Origin of the sequence: Paenibacillus sp. GCM10023252, from assembly GCF_042653305.1 — a bacterium.
Classification (GTDB): Bacteria; Bacillota; Bacilli; order Paenibacillales; family Paenibacillaceae; genus Pristimantibacillus.
The window spans coordinates 157,948-174,456 of sequence record NZ_JBHSHW010000010.1 but is presented as its reverse complement, the minus strand read 5'-3'; the positions used below and the strand labels follow the sequence as shown (position 1 = coordinate 174,456).

Sequence of the window (16,509 nt, the reverse complement as noted above, 5' to 3'; positions counted from 1 at the left end):
CCTTGCTCTAGAGCAAAGCGGACTTCGTTGCACCTTGGCTAAGCCCCCGATAGGAAGGCCACTGCTGCATCACCTGCTCGAGAATGTTCATCCGTATAGGCTTAGCCATATAATGATTCATACCTGCTTCCAGGCACTTCTCCCGATCTCCCTCCAGCACGTTGGCGGTCATCGCAACAATGACTGGCTGCCTCTCCCCTGGCAGTTCCTGACGAATCCTCCGTGCAGCCTCCAGACCATCCATGACAGGCATCTGAATGTCCATGAACACTAAGTCATAGTCCCCGCTCTTCAGCTCCAACAAGGCCGCTTCGCCATTCTCCGCAATCGCCGCTTGCGGATAGCCGATTCTCTCCAGCATCTTGATGATCAGCTTGCGATTAATGTCATTGTCCTCTGCAACTAGGATGCGGCATGAGCGCGCCCTTAACTGCTCAGCACGAGCCCCGCCAGACTGCTGTCCAGACACGGACACTGCCCGATTCTCCTGTTCATCCTCATGTTTCATAGGGAGTTCGCTATGCCGCCTCAACCGCACGGTGAAAATAAACACAGCCCCTTCTGCGGCCTCGCTATCTACCCCAATCGTGCCCCCCATAAGCTCGACAAGATTTTTGCATATGGCGAGTCCGAGGCCCGTCCCCCCATACTTGCGAGTCATGGAAGAATCAAGCTGAGAGAAGGGCTGGAACAGCTCCGACACCTTCTCTGGAGGGATGCCGATGCCTGTATCCTTAACAGAGACCTTCACCAGAATGGACTCCCCATCCTCCTCAGCAAGCTCAGCAGACACGACAATGCTGCCTTCCTCCGTGAACTTGATAGCATTGCCGATTAAGTTAATAAGCACCTGCCTAAGCTTCGTGACATCACCCTCGACGAGCTCCGGCAGACGTGAGTCGACCGAATAGCTCGTCTGCAAGCTGCGGCTTTGCAGCTTCGCGCTGAACAGTCCGATCGTTTCCTCCATGCAGGTGGAGAGTGCGAACGGTATTTCTTCAAGCTCCATCTTGCCAGACTCAATCTTAGAGTAATCCAATATATCGTTAATGATGAGCAGAAGCGCATCGCCGCTCTTGTGAATAATATCGGCGTATTCCCGCTGCTCCTCATCAAGCTCGGTCTCTAACAGCAGATTCGTCATGCCAATGACCCCGTTCATCGGTGTTCGAATCTCATGACTGACCATCGCGAGGAATTCCGTCTTCGCCCGCAGAGCCACTTCGGCAGTATCCCGGGCTTCGATTAGATCCTTCTCGGCCAGCTTCCGGTCGTTAATGTCACTGATCGTACAGGCGTATATCTGTTCATGATCGACCATCGCCTTCCCCAGCTTCATCTCCGCATAGAATCGCTCACCACTCTTCCGCATAGGCCTAACCTCGAACAGCCTGCTGCCCGAGTGCTCCGCGTCAGGATCATATGCCTCACCTGAGCAATCCGTCTCCTCCAGGCACGGAATGAGCATCGAAGCATGCTTCCCGACCACCTCATCCTCTTGATAGCCGAACATTCGCCTCAAGGCAGGATTAGCTGACAGAATGATCCCCGCTTCATCGAAGGTAATCATCGTATCGATGGAGGTCTGCCGAATGACTCGCTCCTGGGCTTCGGTCTTGCTTAGCTTGTAGGCCGTGCGCATGAGCTCCTTGTTCATCTTCTCCAGCTCACGAGTCTTCTGATGAAGCAGCTCCGTCTGAATCTGCAGCTTCTTGTTGCTGGCATAGAGCTTCACGAAGCCTTCAATCTTCGTGCGAAGAATCTGCGGCACGAACGGCTTCAGCATATAGTCAATTGCCCCAACGGAATAGCCGGTATAGAAGTGCTCGGTCTCCTTGCTGGTCGCAGAGATGAAGATAATCGGAATCTCCTTCGTTCGCTCACGAGACTTAATGAGCCTGGCTGTCTCGAAGCCGTCCATGCCTGGCATCTGCACGTCCAGCACAATGACCGCGACATCCTCCTTCATGAGCGCCCGCAGCGCTTCTTCGCCGGATAAGCACTTCAGCAGCCGGTAGGATGGATGATCCAGGACCGCCTCAAGCGCCAGCAGATTATCCGGATTATCATCGACGAGCAATATGTTAATGGGAGTAACCAGTTCTTCCAATTCCATTGTTGAAGTTGTTGTCAATCTTCCTCACCTGCCTATATCATTATTTCACCTTGCGATAGAGGCGATTGTGAACGTCCAGCTCCTCATAGGCTTCGCTATGCTGGGTGAAGGTAATGGACTCCTTCGTGCCAAGCGCTAATATGCCGAACATACTCAGACTATCATAGAGCAGGCCATGTACATGATCCTGAAGCTGCTTGTTGAAGTAGATCATCACATTCCTGCACAGAATGACATTGAATTCATTGAACGAGCCGTCTGTCACCAGATTATGCTGGGCAAAAATAATATTTTTCTTCAGCTCCGCCTGAAAAATAACAGAGTTGTATCTGGCCTTATAATAGCGGGAGAAGGATTCCTTCCCCCCGCTATCCATATAGTTGCGCGTATATTGCTGCATCCGCTCCAGCGGGTATACCCCTTGCTTCGCAATGTCCAGCACTTCGGCATTCGTGTCCGTGGCATAGATTCGAGTCTTGTGATAGAGCCCTTCCTCCTGCAGCAGAATGGCCATGGAATAGACTTCCTCTCCTGTGGAGCATCCCGCGTGCCAGATTCGGATGAACGGATACGTTCTAAGTAGAGGCACGACCTCCTCACGGAACGCTCGGAACATCCCGGGGTCGCGGAACATCTCTGTGACGTGAATCGTCATGTCTGATAGCAGACGCTCCATACATGCCCGGTCATGAATGACCCTCTCAAGCAGTCCCGATATCGTAGTGAGATGCTCCGCATGCACGCGATGCCATATTCTTCTCCTGACTGACGCGTAAGCATAATTCCGATAATCCTGTCCGCACAAGCGATAGACTGCTTCGAGCAGCAGTTCAATCTCGAGCTGCTCGCGTTCGTCTCTGTCCATCTCCCCGCTACTGATACAACCACACCCTCATGAGTGACAATAGCTGTTCGTTATTCACGGGCTTAGAGATGTAGTCTGAAGCCCCAGCTTCCATACACTTGTCTCGATCATCCTTCATGGCCTTAGCTGTCACGGCAATAATCGGAAGCTTCTCATACTGCGGCATAAGCCTGATCTGTCTCATGGCTTCATACCCATCCATCTCCGGCATCATAATATCCATTAGAATCAGATCAACCTCCGGATTCCTCTCGATCTGCTCCAGCGCTTCATGACCATTCTCCGCGAAGCTAATGTTCATGTTATAGCTCTCCAGCACGCTGGACAAGGCGAATACATTGCGTATATCGTCATCGACGATCAGAATGTTCTTCCCCTCGAAGATCGCTTCATTACTATGCAGCTTGCGAAGCATACTTCGCTTCTCCTCCGGCAGATTAGCCTCTACACGGTGCAGGAACAGGGTGGTCTCATCAAGCAGACGCTCCGGGGACTTCACATCCTTAATGATAATCGTTCCAGCATACTTCTTCAGTCGAAGCTCTTCCTTCTTATCGAGATCACGTCCGGTGTACACAATTACCGGGAGATCGTGAAGGCTCTCTTCCTGACGAATCTGATCCAGCAGCTCGAAGCCGGATATATCCGGCAGCCCTAGATCCAGCACCATGCAGTCATAGTGCATCGAGGTAAGCTGCTCCAGTGCTTCTCTTCCCGTCGAGACAGCGGTAATCATAATATCGTCATGACCGATGAGCTCAACGATGCTGTTCCGCTGAATAGCATCGTCTTCTACGACGAGCAGCCGCTTCACGTTATGCTCGAGGAAGTGCTCAATCTGGGAGAAGACGGCGTCGAGACTATCCTTCGAGGTCGGCTTCTGCAGATAGGCAATCGCCCCCATCGACAGCCCCTGCTGAATGTCGTCCACAACCGAGATGACATGAACCGGTATGTGGCGAGTATCTGCATGCTGCTTCAGCTTATTCAAGATCGTCCAGCCATCCATGACGGGAAGCTGAATATCGAGCAGAATCGCATCAGGCTTGCGAGTCATCGCATCGCTTAGCCCCTTGTCCCCTTGAAGCGCTACGATTCCCTTGAATCCACGTGATCTGGCGATATCGAGCAGTACCTTAGCATAATTGATATCATCCTCAATAATAAGGACGACCTTGTCTTCCGGAGTGATGCTCTCTGTATCATCCTCTACCGCGATATGGGCGATTGCTGGCTCCGATAGTTGAGCATTGTTTTTCGCCCAGGCTGATGAAGACTTCGCAGACAGTTCTATTCCTTCATTAAGGGATGGCCCAGCGGATAGTATGCTGTCATGAAGCTCATGGGGTTGCTGCTCACCCACTACATGGAACTCTGGCAGGTAGAGCGTGAAGGTGCTGCCCTCCCCCTCTTCGCTAGAGAGTCTAATCGAACCGCCTAGCAGAGCGGCCAATTCGCGGCTAATCGCAAGGCCAAGCCCCGTGCCGCCGTATACTCGGCTCGTTGTGCCGTCGACCTGCTGGAACGCCTCGAAGATGATCTGCTGCTTCTTCTCAGGTATTCCTATTCCCGTATCTATCACATCGAATGCAACGAATCCAGTATTCTCTTCATCAATATGGAGTTCATCCAGTTCGTCGCCCGCTGCTGGCCGGATCTGCAACGTAACCGATCCTTGCTGGGTGAACTTGAAGGCATTGGACAGCAGGTTTTTTAGGATCTGCTTCGCACGGTGACTATCCGTGTAGATTTCCTCAGGCAAGCCTTCCGCCATTATTGTCTCGAAGGCTACTCCCCGCTGCATCGCGATTGGCATGAAGCTTCTGCGGAAGTATTGGTCCAGCTCGACTAGCGGCACATGCTCGATGACGACATCCATCTTGCCAGCGCTAATCTTGGATAGATCGAGTATCTCATCAATTAACCGCAGCAGATCGCTTCCTGAGGAGTAGATCGTTCCTGCGAATTCCACCTGCTTGCTCGTCAGATTGCCTTCCTTGTTGTCCATGAGCATCTGAGATAAGATCAGCAGAGAGTTGAGAGGCGTACGAAGCTCATGCGACATGTTCGTCAGGAACTCGGACTTGTACTTGGATGACAGCGCGAGCTGGACAGTCTGCTTCTCAAGTAGGTCCCTGGTCTTCTCAATCTGCTCATTCTTCTGCTCGGTCTGCTTCATCTGCAGCTCCAGCATCTGCGTCTTGCGCAGAAGCTCCTCGTGACTCTGCTCCAGCTCCTCCTGCTGCGTCTGGAGCAGCTCCTCCGAAGCCCTAAGCTTATTCGCATGCTCCTCCAGAGTCTCGTTAGAGCGTCTTAGCTCCTCCTGCTGGGTGAGCAGTTCCTCCGATTGAGCTTGAAGCTCCTCGCTCTGTGCCTGAGATTCCCTCAGCAGCTCATCTACGCGAATACGACTGAACAGATTCGTAATGATCGTCCCCATATTCGCTGTCAGTTCAGAGAGGAGACGCTTCTCCAAGGTGGAGAACGGCTGCATCGAAGCGAGCTCGATGACGCCCAGACAGTAGTCCTGATGTTGAATAGGATATAGGATTACATGATGAGGTACCGTGTTGCCTAGACCAGATCCGATTCGAATGTAATCCTCAGGAACCTGATCCAGTTCAATGACCTTGCCGTCTTGCGCTGCTTGCCCGACTAGACCTTGCCCTAGAATGAACTTGCGGCGAAGCTGTCCATCCTCATCGAACGCATAAGCTCCTTGCAGCTGCAGAGTCTCTCCAAGACCATAATTGTCGCGAATATAGATGGCTCCGAACTGTGCGCCAGCCAGAGGGGTCACTTGTCTAATGAAGGTCTGGCTTACCTTAGCCAGATTAAGCTCGCTCTGAATATTCATAATGACTTCTGCCAGATTCGTGCTAATCCAGTTATCCCCCTGAATCTGATCATTGTACAGCTTCTCCCGTTCGCTCTTCTCTTCCAGATCGTCCGCAAGCTTGTTGAACAACTTCGCGACTTCTCCGAACTCATCCTTAGTCATCGTCTTCAGTCGAGCTGACGGATCAACCGTGCCGCTTGCGAAGCCTCGGATTAGGGTAAGGAGATTGCGCAAGCCGTAATTCAGACTCCTCATATTCCATAGCAGAGTAGCCAGCCCCAGCACGAGACCGATGACCGTTGCAATGCTCATAATCATCAGCGTCTGCTCATTGCTGGCAATCGCACTCTGGAACGCTTGGTCTACGCCGCGGCTGTGGTAGATCGCCAGCTTATTGGCCTGAGCAATCAATTCGTTCTGTAGCCCGACCATCTCGTTGCGCCTTAGCACAATCGCTTCGTTCGTCCGACCTTCCTTCACGAGAGAGAGCACTTGATCTGCTGAAGCTTTGTAGGCTGTTCCAGCTTCAATGACTTCATCGAGCAGCTGCCTTTCCGTGTCCGAGGAGCTCTTCTTCTCAAGTCCGGTTAATGCGACTGAGACTTTCTCCGCGGCAGAATCCAACATCGCCAGCGCTTTGTCCAGATTCGCTTGATTAGGCGTAAGCAATACATTCGCTATATACTTCGCAGACTCATTCACCTCACCGCGAATGATGTAAGAATGCTGCAGCTTCTGGTAGCGAACGGTATAGACTTCATCGAACTTGGCAGATAATACGGTTATATTATTAATGCCCGCTCCTGCCAGCACGAGCAGCAGGGTAATCATTACAGTAGAACCAATCATTAACTTCGTCTTTACCTTCATGCTGCTTTTCCTCGTTCCTCTTTTGAATTATTGGGGCACACTGTTGCCATAATACGTTATTACTTTCTGATTATTTTATTGCATGTAGAGATCTCGATATAACCATCTTACTATAGCATTTTTTATAATGCATCAGCTTACACTCAGCATGATTATAGATAGCAGAATAGAGGTATGCATACTATACACCGAAGGATTACCCTATAATACACGACTTGAACCAGCTGTTGAGAAAAAAAAACCGGCAAGAGCTCCATGCTCCTGCCGATTCTCATATCAAGTCTAATTAATCTCCAATAGGGAACCAGCCTGGAGTGTGAACAATGGCTTGCCACAGATAGTCTGGGACACTAAGCTTGGCTTGATCATCTCGAGCTATCGTGGTTCTAATCTGTTGCTCACGGCCTTCCTTCACCTTCACTACCCAGTCTGGCTCCATGATAAGCTGACGGCCGAGCGCAACTAACGGCACTCGTCCTTCATGCATCGCAGCAACTGCTTCATCCGGGGTATGAATCGCACCTACACCAATGAGTGGAAGGCGATCTTGAAGATGCTCTTGCACCCATTGAAGTCTAGTCTTGCTCTCATCCGCCCCGCGTCTTGGCTTGGATTCGAAGTCATTAAGCGAGATATGCAGATAATCTAGAGGCTTGCCCGCCAGAGCATCTACAAGCGCGAACGTATCTTCCATTGTCAGTCCCGGTGTCTCTTCTTCTTCTGGAGAGAAGCGGTAGCCAACAAGGAACGGTTCCTTCGCATACCTTGCAGCCGCCTGTGTGACGGAGTCAACAACCGCAAGCGGGAAGGCAAGCCGATTGTCTCTCGAGCCTCCCCACTGATCCTCCCGTCTATTCGTATGAGGAGAGTAGAATTGCTGGATTAGATAACCATTCGCTCCATGAATCTCTACACCGTCGAAGCCGGCCTCAATCGCCCGGCGTGTCGTCTCGCCGAAGTCGCGAATAATGTCTTGGATCTCCGCATCGGTGAGAGGTCTCGGAGTAATCTGTCCCTGGGCGCCGGATGGCACATCGCTTGCACTGACCACATCGCCCCCAGGTACCAGTTCAGGAGGACAAGCCCGCCCCCCGTGGAACATCTGCAAAATCGCCTTCGAGCCCTGCTCCTTAATGCTTGAAGCAAGCTTCGTGAGGCTTGGAATCATCTCGTCTGTATCGGCAGCAAATTCCCCAGGGAACCCTTTGCCGCTTGGCGAGACGTACGTGCAGGCGGTAATGACCATCCCGACCCCGTTGCAGCGGCGTGTATAGAACGCAATCTCCGGCTCGGACACCGTGCCGTCCTCATTGGCGGCAAAGTTAGTCATCGGCGCCATTACGATACGATTGCCAAGCTGTAATCCGTTCTTGAATGTATAGCTCTCGAATAAAGGTTGATATTGCGTCTTCATGTATCCTCACACTCCACTGTATCTTTATAAGTACTGTACGATCCGTAACAACTGTAATGAAACGCATTACTGTTATCATAAATGATACAGTTGAGGGAGTCAAGGGGAGTGAATGGAGTGAAGACTATGCGAGACTTGCTAGACTTGCGAGTACTGAGTTATACCGTTAAGCAGCGCTTTAGTTGTTGGGGCTGCCTCCACTTTTTCATGCTGAGTCAGTTGACAGAGCAGTAGCTAACTATCTCTTACCCTCTCAATAATGCGGAAAGAGGCTGTGGCCAAGGAACAGAGCACTCCCTCCTCGTCGGTTAATGACCCCTGCATGGTAATCATTCGGCCGGATTGATGAATGATCTCCGCGGAGGCTGTTACCTTCCCGCGCTTGGCGGGTGAAGTGAAGTGGATAGTAAGTGTCGAAGTGAGCACATCGTACCCTGGCTTCGCAATCATAGCAAGCAGTCCCATTGCTGAATCCAGGAGAGTAGCATGCACACCGCCATGCATAATTCCGATGAGATTCAGGTGCTTGTCCTGAATGTCCAACGAAGCAACAACTACCTTGTCGTCAGCTTGAACGAGCTCCGCCCCTAGGTACCCCCAGAATGTATGCTTAGCTTTCTCTCCTATCTCAAGCAGATATTGTTCCTCTCTAGTCCTATCCATCATCTAATCGTCACACCTTTCCATTCAATCCGCTCGCTAATGCACGGATTCAGTTCTCCGACCCTGTAAGCTGCCTGATTTTAGCGCAAGCAAGCGCCTAATGCTGCAGCCCTCGCCCCGACTGAACATCACGTCCCGACAGCACTCTGAGCTCCGGTTGAACCATTTAGAGGTATTTTTTACCTCTATTCTGCACTCTGAGCTCCGGTTGAACCATTTAGAGGTATTTTTTACCTCTATTCTGCACTCTGAGCTCCGGTTGAACCATTTAGAGGTATTTTTTACCTCTATTATGCGTTCCGAGCTCCGGTTGAGCCATTTAGAGGTATTTTTTACCTCTATTCTGCGTTCCGAGCTCCAGTCGAGTCATTTAGAGGTATTTTTTACCTCTATTCTGCGTTCCGAGCTCCAGACGAGCCATATAGAGGTATTTTTCACCTCTAATCTGCGTTCCGAGCACCATTAGGCGCTCCCGCTAACTCCATAGCGCCTAGCGCCCCCCACCTAACCGCTCTCGCTCTGCCCCTCCGCCTCTTCCTCCATCAGCTTGCGCCGCAGAATCTTCCCCGCCAGCGACTTCGGCAAGCTGTCGCGGAACTGATACAGATGCGGCACCTTGTAGGCGGCCAGCCTCTCCCTGCACCACTTGTGCAGCTCCTGCTCAGTCAGCGACGCCCCTTCCCTCCGCACCACATAAGCCTTCACCGTCTCGCCTCGGTAAGGATCGGGGACGCCCATGACTAGCGCCTCCAACACGGCCGGATGCTCATACAGCACCTCTTCGATCTCCCGAGGATAGATGTTATAGCCGCTGGCGATAATCATATCCTTAATCCGATCCATGATGTAGAAGTACCCGTCCTCGTCCATACGCGCCATATCACCCGTCCGCAGCCAGCCGTCCCGCAGCACACGGCCCGTCTCCTCCGGATTGTTCCAGTAACCCTTCATCACTTGCGGCCCGCTCACCTCCAATTCGCCCATTGAACCAGCAGGCAGCTCCTCCCCCGTCTGCGGGTGTACGATTCGCGCGATCGTGTCCGGGAAGGGCAGACCGATCGACCCGCTCTTGCGACCCTCCCATATGTTGTTCGCATGAGTGACCGGTGAAGCTTCAGTCAAGCCATAGCCCTCAATGAGCCGCCCTCCCGTCAGCCGCTCGAACTTCTCCTGCACCTCACCCGGCAGCGACGCCGCCCCGCTCACACAGAACTTAATGGAGGACAGATCATACTTCTCCACATCAGGATGGTTCAGCAGCGCAACGTACATCGTCGGAGCACCGGGGAAGATCGTGGGCTTCAGCCGCTGAATCGTCTCAAGGATCGCCGTCCCATCGAACTTAGGGATTAAGAGGAGCTGTCCCGCCAGCATCACCGACTGATTCATCAGCACCGTCATCCCGAACACGTGAAAAAAAGGCAAAGCGGCCAAATATCGCTCTCCCCCCTCCACGGACTGGTAGGCCCAGAGCGAATTCTGCACCGTATTCGCGATGACATTCGCATGCGTCAGCATAACCCCCTTGGCAACTCCGGTCGTTCCCCCGGTATATTGCAGCAGCGCCAAGTCCTCCTCTGGATCAATAGCCGCCATAGCCGTCCTCCCAGGAGAAGACTTCAGCAGCGCAGAGAAGCCGAGCACGCTATCCCCATAAGCCACCTTCCGCTGCTGCCCATCCCGCTTCGCCTTAAGGGGATAGAGCCAGCTCTTCAGCAGCGGCAGATATTCCTTCACGGAAGTAATGACGGTATACTCCACCGCCGTCTCTCCTCCAGACACTGCCTCGGAGGCACGCTTGTACAACAGATCCAAGGTGACGATTACCTTGGCTCCCGAGTCCTTCAGCTGATGAAGGAGCTCGCGCTGCACATAGAGCGGGTTCGTCATGACGACGACGGCTCCGACCATTAGTGAAGCATAATAGGCTATCATTAACTGCGGGCAATTGGGCAGCATAATCGCTACCCTATCACCCTTCTGTACACCCAGCTTGCGCAGTCCGCCGGCGAACCGGCAGACATGCTCCAGCAGCTGTTCGAACGTCATCTCCTTGCCCAGGAAGTGAAGCGCCGAATGGTGGGGGTATCGTTCAGCGGAATCCGTGAGGAATTTCGCTAGATTTTGCCTAGGGTAGGGATAAGACTTCGGTACTTGATCTGGGTAATGAAGGTACCACGGCTGATGCTCGTGCGTCATGACCTCTCACCTCACTTCGGAACGAACCGATTATCCGTGCACATATCCTTCCGTCTGAATGACTCTGGCTGCAATCTCTCTCTTGAGCTGAACCGTGTTCACAGCGGAGCGACGCGTCAGCTTCTTCAGCACAGACAGCTGGGTACGAAGAGTATCTCCCTCTTCCATGGCGGACAGCGCCTCTCTCGCCAGCGATTCAACCTTCTCGAATGCTTCATGAATGAACACTCTCGTCATCGCGATCGCAGACTTCTCTTCTCCCCGCCTATCCAGCCCCTTCTTCGTACGAAGCAGCGCGCTCTCCATCGCATAGACTGCAATCATAATATCCGCAAGGCTGGATACAATCTCCTGCTCTCGCTCCAGCTTCACATTGTACTTCTGCACGGCGGAGCCTCCTGCCATGAGGAAGATCTTCTTCGCCATCGACAGCAGATGCGTCTCCTCCTCGAGCAGTCCCTCCCTGCTCTGTCCAGGTACCAGCTGCAGCAGCTCTGCCTGAAGCGCCTGCGCCTTCTGCAGCAGAGGCAGCTCGCCCTTCATCGCCCGCTTGACCAGCGTGCCGGGTATGAGCAGACGGTTAATCTCATTCGTCCCCTCGAAGATACGATTAATTCGCGAATCACGATAGATTCTCTCGATCTTATACTCCTGAATGAAGCCGTAGCCGCCATGAATCTGGACGCCTTCATCCGCCACGAAGTCCAGCACCTCAGAGCCGAACACCTTGTTAATGGAGCATTCCAGCGCATACTCCGCAATCGCCTTGGCCGACTGTACGCCCGCATCCGGACTGTCATGCTGAATGCCGCTCAGCCCAGCGTCCATCAGCCCCGCCGTCCGATAGACCATGCTCTCGAGCACGTAGGTCTGAATGTTCATCTCGGCGAGCTTCCGTCCAACAAGGGGGAAGGAAGATATCGGCTTGCCGAACTGAGTTCTCTCGTTCGCATACTTCGCGCTAAGCTCGATTGCTTCCTTGGAGGCGCCTAGACAGCCGACGGCCAGCTTGTATCGGCCGATGTTCAGAATGTTGAACGCGATGAGATGCCCCTTGCCTACCTCCCACAGCAGCTGGTCCGCCGGCACGTGCACATCCTCCAGAATGAGCGGCCTCGTAGACGAGCCCTTAATGCCCATCTTCTTCTCCTCCGGGCCTACACTAACCCCCTCCATCGTCCGCTCGACGATGAACGTGCTGAAGTGCTCCCCATCCACCTTCGCATACACGATGAAAATATCCGCAAACCCAGCATTCGTGATGAACTGCTTCGTCCCGTTCAATACGTAATGAGAGCCGTCCTCTGTCAGCCTAGCCGTCGTCTTCGCGCCCAGCGCATCGGAGCCGGAGGAAGGCTCCGTCAAGCAATACGCCGCGATCTTCGCTCCGACAGCCAGATCCGGAAGATACTTCCGCTTCTGCTCCTGCGTACCGAAGTAGACGATCGGCAGCGTGCCGATCCCGACATGCGCTCCAATGGAGAGGGCGAACGATGCCGCCTTCGCCAGCCGCTCGCTAATGAGCGTGGAGCTCACCTTATCCAGCCCCAGCCCATCATACGCTTCGGGCACATCTGCTCCTAGCAGGCCAAGCTCACCGGCCTCCCTCATCAGCTTCACCGTCAGCTCATAATCGAGCTTCTCCAGCTCTTCATCGACGGGAAGCACCGTGCCCTCTACGAAGTCAGCCGTCGTATCCGCAATCATACGCTGCTCTTCGGTCAGATCGTCTGGCGTCGTTATGTTCTTGTAATCGAGATCCTCGATTATGAAGCTTCCGCCTACAATCTTGTTATCAGCCGTCTGTTCCGCCATCTGAATCACTCCTTGAATAGGATGATGAATTCTCATTCTGATCAACCTGCTCTTCTCAGCTGAAGCAGCCTGAACCGCTCCTGTGATGATCTAATCCGCATACACCTCGAACACACCTGCAGCGCCCATGCCACCGCCGATGCACATGGATACGATGCCATAGCCCCCGCCGCGGCGGCGGAGCTCGTGAATGAGCGTAGTCGACAGCTTCGTACCTGTACAGCCTAGCGGATGACCTAGAGCAATAGCGCCGCCGTTCACATTCACCTTGCTCTCGTCGATGTCCAGCGCACGAATAATGTGCAAGCACTGCGAAGCGAACGCTTCGTTAATCTCGAATAGGCTAATGTCATCAAGATGAATTCCTGCCCTCTCGACAGCACGCGGTATCGCTTCAACCGGTCCGACGCCCATAATGTCCGGGTCAACCCCGGCCAGCGCGAAGGACTTGAAGGCCGCGAGCGGCTTCAGCCCAAGCTCCTCGGCCTTCTCCCTGCTCATGACGAGCACGGCCGCCGCTCCATCGCTCATCTGCGAGGCATTGCCCGCCGTGACGGAGCCGCCTTCCTTGAAGGCGGGACGCAGCTTCGCCAGCCCTTCCTCCGTCGTGTCCGCACGGACCCCTTCATCCTGCCTCAGCACCACGGCCTTCTCCCAGCGCTTCCCCTGCTCATCCACGCCGATTAGCGAAGTAGCAACAGGCACAATCTCCTCCTTGAACATATCCCTCTGCACCGCAGCAGCAGCCTTGCGATGACTCGACGCCGCGAACCGGTCCTGCTCGGCACGGGAGATGCCGAAGCGGTCCGCAACATTCTCCGCGGTCTGGCCCATGCCGATATATACATCCGGCATCTCTTCGGCAATGACCGGATGGGGGGACAGCTTGAAGCCGGTCATCGGCACATGGCTCATGCTCTCCACACCCCCGGCGATGATGATATCCGCTCCGCCCGCGATGATTCGCTCTGCAGCGAAGGCAATGGACTGCAGGCCGGAGGAGCAGAACCGGTTGACCGTCAGCGCGGGAACCGTGGACGGGAACCCAGCATACAGCGACATGATACGGGCGAAGTTAAGCCCCTGCTCGCCCTCGGGCATGGCACAGCCAATCATAATATCTTCAATATCTTCCTTCTTCACAGCCGGGACCCGGTCCATGATGGCTTGCAGCACAGCCTTCCCCAGATCCTCGGCGCGTGTATGGATGAAGCTGCCCTTCTTCGCCCGGCCTACCGGCGTCCGAACCGCAGCTACGATTACGGCTTCTCTCATCTTGAATCACCCTTCCCTTCCGATTTAGTTGCGAAGCGCCTTCCCCTTGGCAAGCATATGCTGCATCCGCTGCTGCGTCTTCAGCTCTCCGCACAGGCTGAGGAACGCTTCACGCTCCAGGTCCAGCATATATTGCTCCGTAACCATCGTTCCGGCTGGCACATCACCGCCGGCGAGGACATGGGCAAGCTTGCCGGCAATAAGCAGATCATGATCGCTGATGTAACCGCCCTGCTTCATGGCAAGCGCTCCCAGCTTCATGACCGCCTTCCCCTCCGCTCCAACGACACGGATCTTCTGTGCGGCAGGGGGTTCATAGCCCGCATCCAAGAGCCGCAGGGCAGACTTCTTCGCTTCATAGACGAGATGATCCTGATTCATAATGACGCGGTCGGACTCCCTGAGATAGCCCAGCTTGCGTGCATCATGCGCACTGGTTGACACCTTCGCTGTCCCGATGGTCAGGAAGATCTGATTCAAGAGCGGCTGCAGGTCCGTCTCCGGATTCGGGTTCGCGTTCGAGACGCGCAGGGCGAACTCCTTGCAGCCCCCGCCAGCAGGGATAAGTCCTACTCCTACTTCGACTAGACCGTAATAAGTCTCACTGCTCGCATTCACCTCATCCGCAGGCATACATACTTCTACTCCGCCGCCGAGCGTCATCCGATGCGGAGCGGCGACCACCGGCTTCTCGAAGTGCTTCAGCTTCATCATCGTATCTTGGAATAACCGGATAATAGCGTTCACTTCATCCCACTCTTCATCCTGTGCTTCCATGAGCAGGAGCATAATGTTCGCTCCGACGCAGAAGTTCCTGCCTTCATTGGCAATGATGAGGGCGCTGTAGTTGTTCCTGACTTCCTCGACGCTCCCCTGAATCATGTTCAGAATGTCGGCTCCGATGGCATTGTTCGGAGAGTGGAACTCCAGGCACGCTACCCCGTCCCCTACATCAATGAGGCTTGCCCCGCTGTTCCCGCGGATGACCTTGTTCTGCTCCTTCAGACTGCGCAGCGAGATCAGCTCCGGCTTCTGCTCTACTGCTCGGTATTCCCCGCGGTAGCTGTAGCTAGTGGAGCCGCCTTCCTTCTTGTAGAAGGACGTATGTCCCGCCGCAATCCAATCCTTGACCCAGGCGGGAACCGTATCCCCCTCGGCTTCCATTCGCTGTACCGACTTCACAAGGCCAATCGCATCCCAAGTCTCGAACGGGCCGAGCTCCCAGTTGAAGCCCCAGCGCATCGCCTTGTCGATATCCTCGATCGAATCAGCGATCTCTCCCGCCTTATCGGCCGAGTAGAGGAGCACCTTCTTCACGATGTCCCACGCTAGCTCGGAATACTTATCCTTCGCGCCGAGCAGCGCCTTCGTCTTCTCCCTCGCCCCCTTCGCACTCTTGGCGGCTTCGATGGAAGCGGAGGTGACCTTGCTGCTCTTGGCATAGTCCAGCGTGGCGAAGTTCAAGGACAGAATCTCGCTTCCGCCGCCCTCCCCCTTCACCTTCTTGTAGAAGCCTTGGCCGCTCTTCTCCCCGATCCATCCCCGGTGCACCATCTCCTTAAGCACCTCCGGCACTTCGAAGACCGCCTTCTCGGCCTCGTCATCCGCCTTGTCGTAGACGTTGCCTGCCACATGGACGAAGGTGTCCAGACCGACGAGGTCCAAGGTGCGGAAGGTGGCGCTCTTCGGCCTGCCCAGCGCAGGTCCGGTGACCGCATCCACTTCCTCCACCGTGTATCCCTTCTCAAGCATCGTCTGCAGCGTCACGAGCAGACCGTACGTACCGATCCGGTTCGCCACGAAGTTCGGGGTGTCCTTGGCGATGACGACGCCCTTGCCCAGTCTTCGCTCCGCGAATGCAGCCATATCGCGGACCAGGTCAGGGGAGGTCGACTTCCCCGGCACCAGCTCCAGCAGCTTCATATAGCGAGGAGGATTGAAGAAGTGGGTGCCGAGGAAGTGTCTCTTGAAGTCCGCCCCGCGGCCTTCCACCATGGCGTTAATGGAGATGCCGGACGTATTCGTCGTCACGATCATGCCCGGCTTCCATACGGCTTCGATGCGGGCAAGGAGCTCCTGCTTCACGGCCAGCTTCTCCGTCACCACCTCGATGACCCAGTCGACCTCGGCGATTCGCTTCAGGTCATCCTCTACATTCCCCGGTGTAATTCGGGAGACGAAGGCCTCATCGTATAGCGGGGAAGGCTTAATCTTCGCCAGCTTCGCAATTCCGTCTGTCGCGAGCCGGTTGCGCACCGAACGGTCCGCAAGCGTCAGTCCCTTCGCCTCCTCCACCGGCGTCAGCTTCGTTGGTACGATATCCAGCAGCAGGCTCGGAATGCCGCTGTTCGCCAGATGTGCGGCGATGCTGGCTCCCATCACGCCTGAGCCGATGACGGCTGCTCTATGAATAGTTACGGTCATGTGTTACCCTCCTAATCCATAATAGACTG

9 protein-coding genes are annotated in these 16,509 nt (G+C 54.4%); all 9 read right to left on the bottom strand.

The genetic code is table 11. The annotated features are described in order from the left end of the window. Window positions 1-7: 7 nt before the first annotated feature. The 9 genes from ACFO9Q_RS08955 to ACFO9Q_RS08915 all read right to left on the bottom strand — a co-directional run bounded on the left by ACFO9Q_RS08955 (window position 8) and on the right by ACFO9Q_RS08915 (window position 16,480). Window positions 8-2,116, bottom strand: coding sequence for a response regulator (locus tag ACFO9Q_RS08955; RefSeq protein ID WP_417621355.1), 2,109 nt, complete (start codon window positions 2,114-2,116; stop codon window positions 8-10). Window positions 2,117-2,156: 40 nt separating this feature from the next. Then, entirely contained in the window at window positions 2,157-2,981 is an 825-nt protein-coding gene (locus ACFO9Q_RS08950; protein ID WP_379180938.1) for a CheR family methyltransferase, read from the bottom strand. A 7-nt stretch (window positions 2,982-2,988) separates the two neighbouring features. Then, window positions 2,989-6,690, bottom strand: a complete 3,702-nt coding sequence (locus ACFO9Q_RS08945; protein ID WP_379180936.1) for a response regulator — start codon at window positions 6,688-6,690, stop codon at window positions 2,989-2,991. A 286-nt stretch (window positions 6,691-6,976) separates the two neighbouring features. Continuing rightward, complete coding sequence (locus ACFO9Q_RS08940) at window positions 6,977-8,104, bottom strand: NADH-dependent flavin oxidoreductase (protein ID WP_379180934.1); 1,128 nt, start codon at window positions 8,102-8,104, stop codon at window positions 6,977-6,979. 234 nt (window positions 8,105-8,338) lie between these two features. Continuing rightward, window positions 8,339-8,770, bottom strand: coding sequence for a PaaI family thioesterase (locus tag ACFO9Q_RS08935; protein WP_379180932.1), 432 nt, complete (start codon window positions 8,768-8,770; stop codon window positions 8,339-8,341). Between the two features lie 501 nt (window positions 8,771-9,271). Next, window positions 9,272-10,966: a long-chain-fatty-acid--CoA ligase gene (locus tag ACFO9Q_RS08930; RefSeq protein WP_379180930.1), complete on the bottom strand. Its 1,695-nt coding sequence runs from the start codon at window positions 10,964-10,966 to the stop codon at window positions 9,272-9,274. Window positions 10,967-10,996: 30 nt separating this feature from the next. Continuing rightward, window positions 10,997-12,817: an acyl-CoA dehydrogenase family protein gene (locus ACFO9Q_RS08925; RefSeq protein WP_379180928.1), complete on the bottom strand. Its 1,821-nt coding sequence runs from the start codon at window positions 12,815-12,817 to the stop codon at window positions 10,997-10,999. 54 nt (window positions 12,818-12,871) lie between these two features. Beyond that, the gene (locus tag ACFO9Q_RS08920; RefSeq protein WP_379180926.1) at window positions 12,872-14,056 is read right to left on the bottom strand and encodes an acetyl-CoA C-acyltransferase; all 1,185 of its coding nucleotides are present in this window, start codon (window positions 14,054-14,056) and stop codon (window positions 12,872-12,874) included. Between the two features lie 24 nt (window positions 14,057-14,080). Beyond that, the gene (locus ACFO9Q_RS08915) at window positions 14,081-16,480 is read right to left on the bottom strand and encodes a 3-hydroxyacyl-CoA dehydrogenase/enoyl-CoA hydratase family protein (RefSeq protein WP_379180924.1); all 2,400 of its coding nucleotides are present in this window, start codon (window positions 16,478-16,480) and stop codon (window positions 14,081-14,083) included. Between the last annotated feature and the right edge of the window lie 29 nt (window positions 16,481-16,509).

Coding starts and splice junctions, on each gene's coding strand:
- ACFO9Q_RS08955 (WP_417621355.1), bottom strand. CDS start 2,116: ATGGAATTGGAAGAACTGGTTACTCCCATTAACATATTGCTCGTCGAT.
- ACFO9Q_RS08950 (WP_379180938.1), bottom strand. CDS start 2,981: ATGGACAGAGACGAACGCGAGCAGCTCGAGATTGAACTGCTGCTCGAA.
- ACFO9Q_RS08945 (WP_379180936.1), bottom strand. CDS start 6,690: ATGAAGGTAAAGACGAAGTTAATGATTGGTTCTACTGTAATGATTACC.
- ACFO9Q_RS08940 (WP_379180934.1), bottom strand. CDS start 8,104: ATGAAGACGCAATATCAACCTTTATTCGAGAGCTATACATTCAAGAAC.
- ACFO9Q_RS08935 (WP_379180932.1), bottom strand. CDS start 8,770: ATGATGGATAGGACTAGAGAGGAACAATATCTGCTTGAGATAGGAGAG.
- ACFO9Q_RS08930 (WP_379180930.1), bottom strand. CDS start 10,966: ATGACGCACGAGCATCAGCCGTGGTACCTTCATTACCCAGATCAAGTA.
- ACFO9Q_RS08925 (WP_379180928.1), bottom strand. CDS start 12,817: ATGAGAATTCATCATCCTATTCAAGGAGTGATTCAGATGGCGGAACAG.
- ACFO9Q_RS08920 (WP_379180926.1), bottom strand. CDS start 14,056: ATGAGAGAAGCCGTAATCGTAGCTGCGGTTCGGACGCCGGTAGGCCGG.
- ACFO9Q_RS08915 (WP_379180924.1), bottom strand. CDS start 16,480: ATGACCGTAACTATTCATAGAGCAGCCGTCATCGGCTCAGGCGTGATG.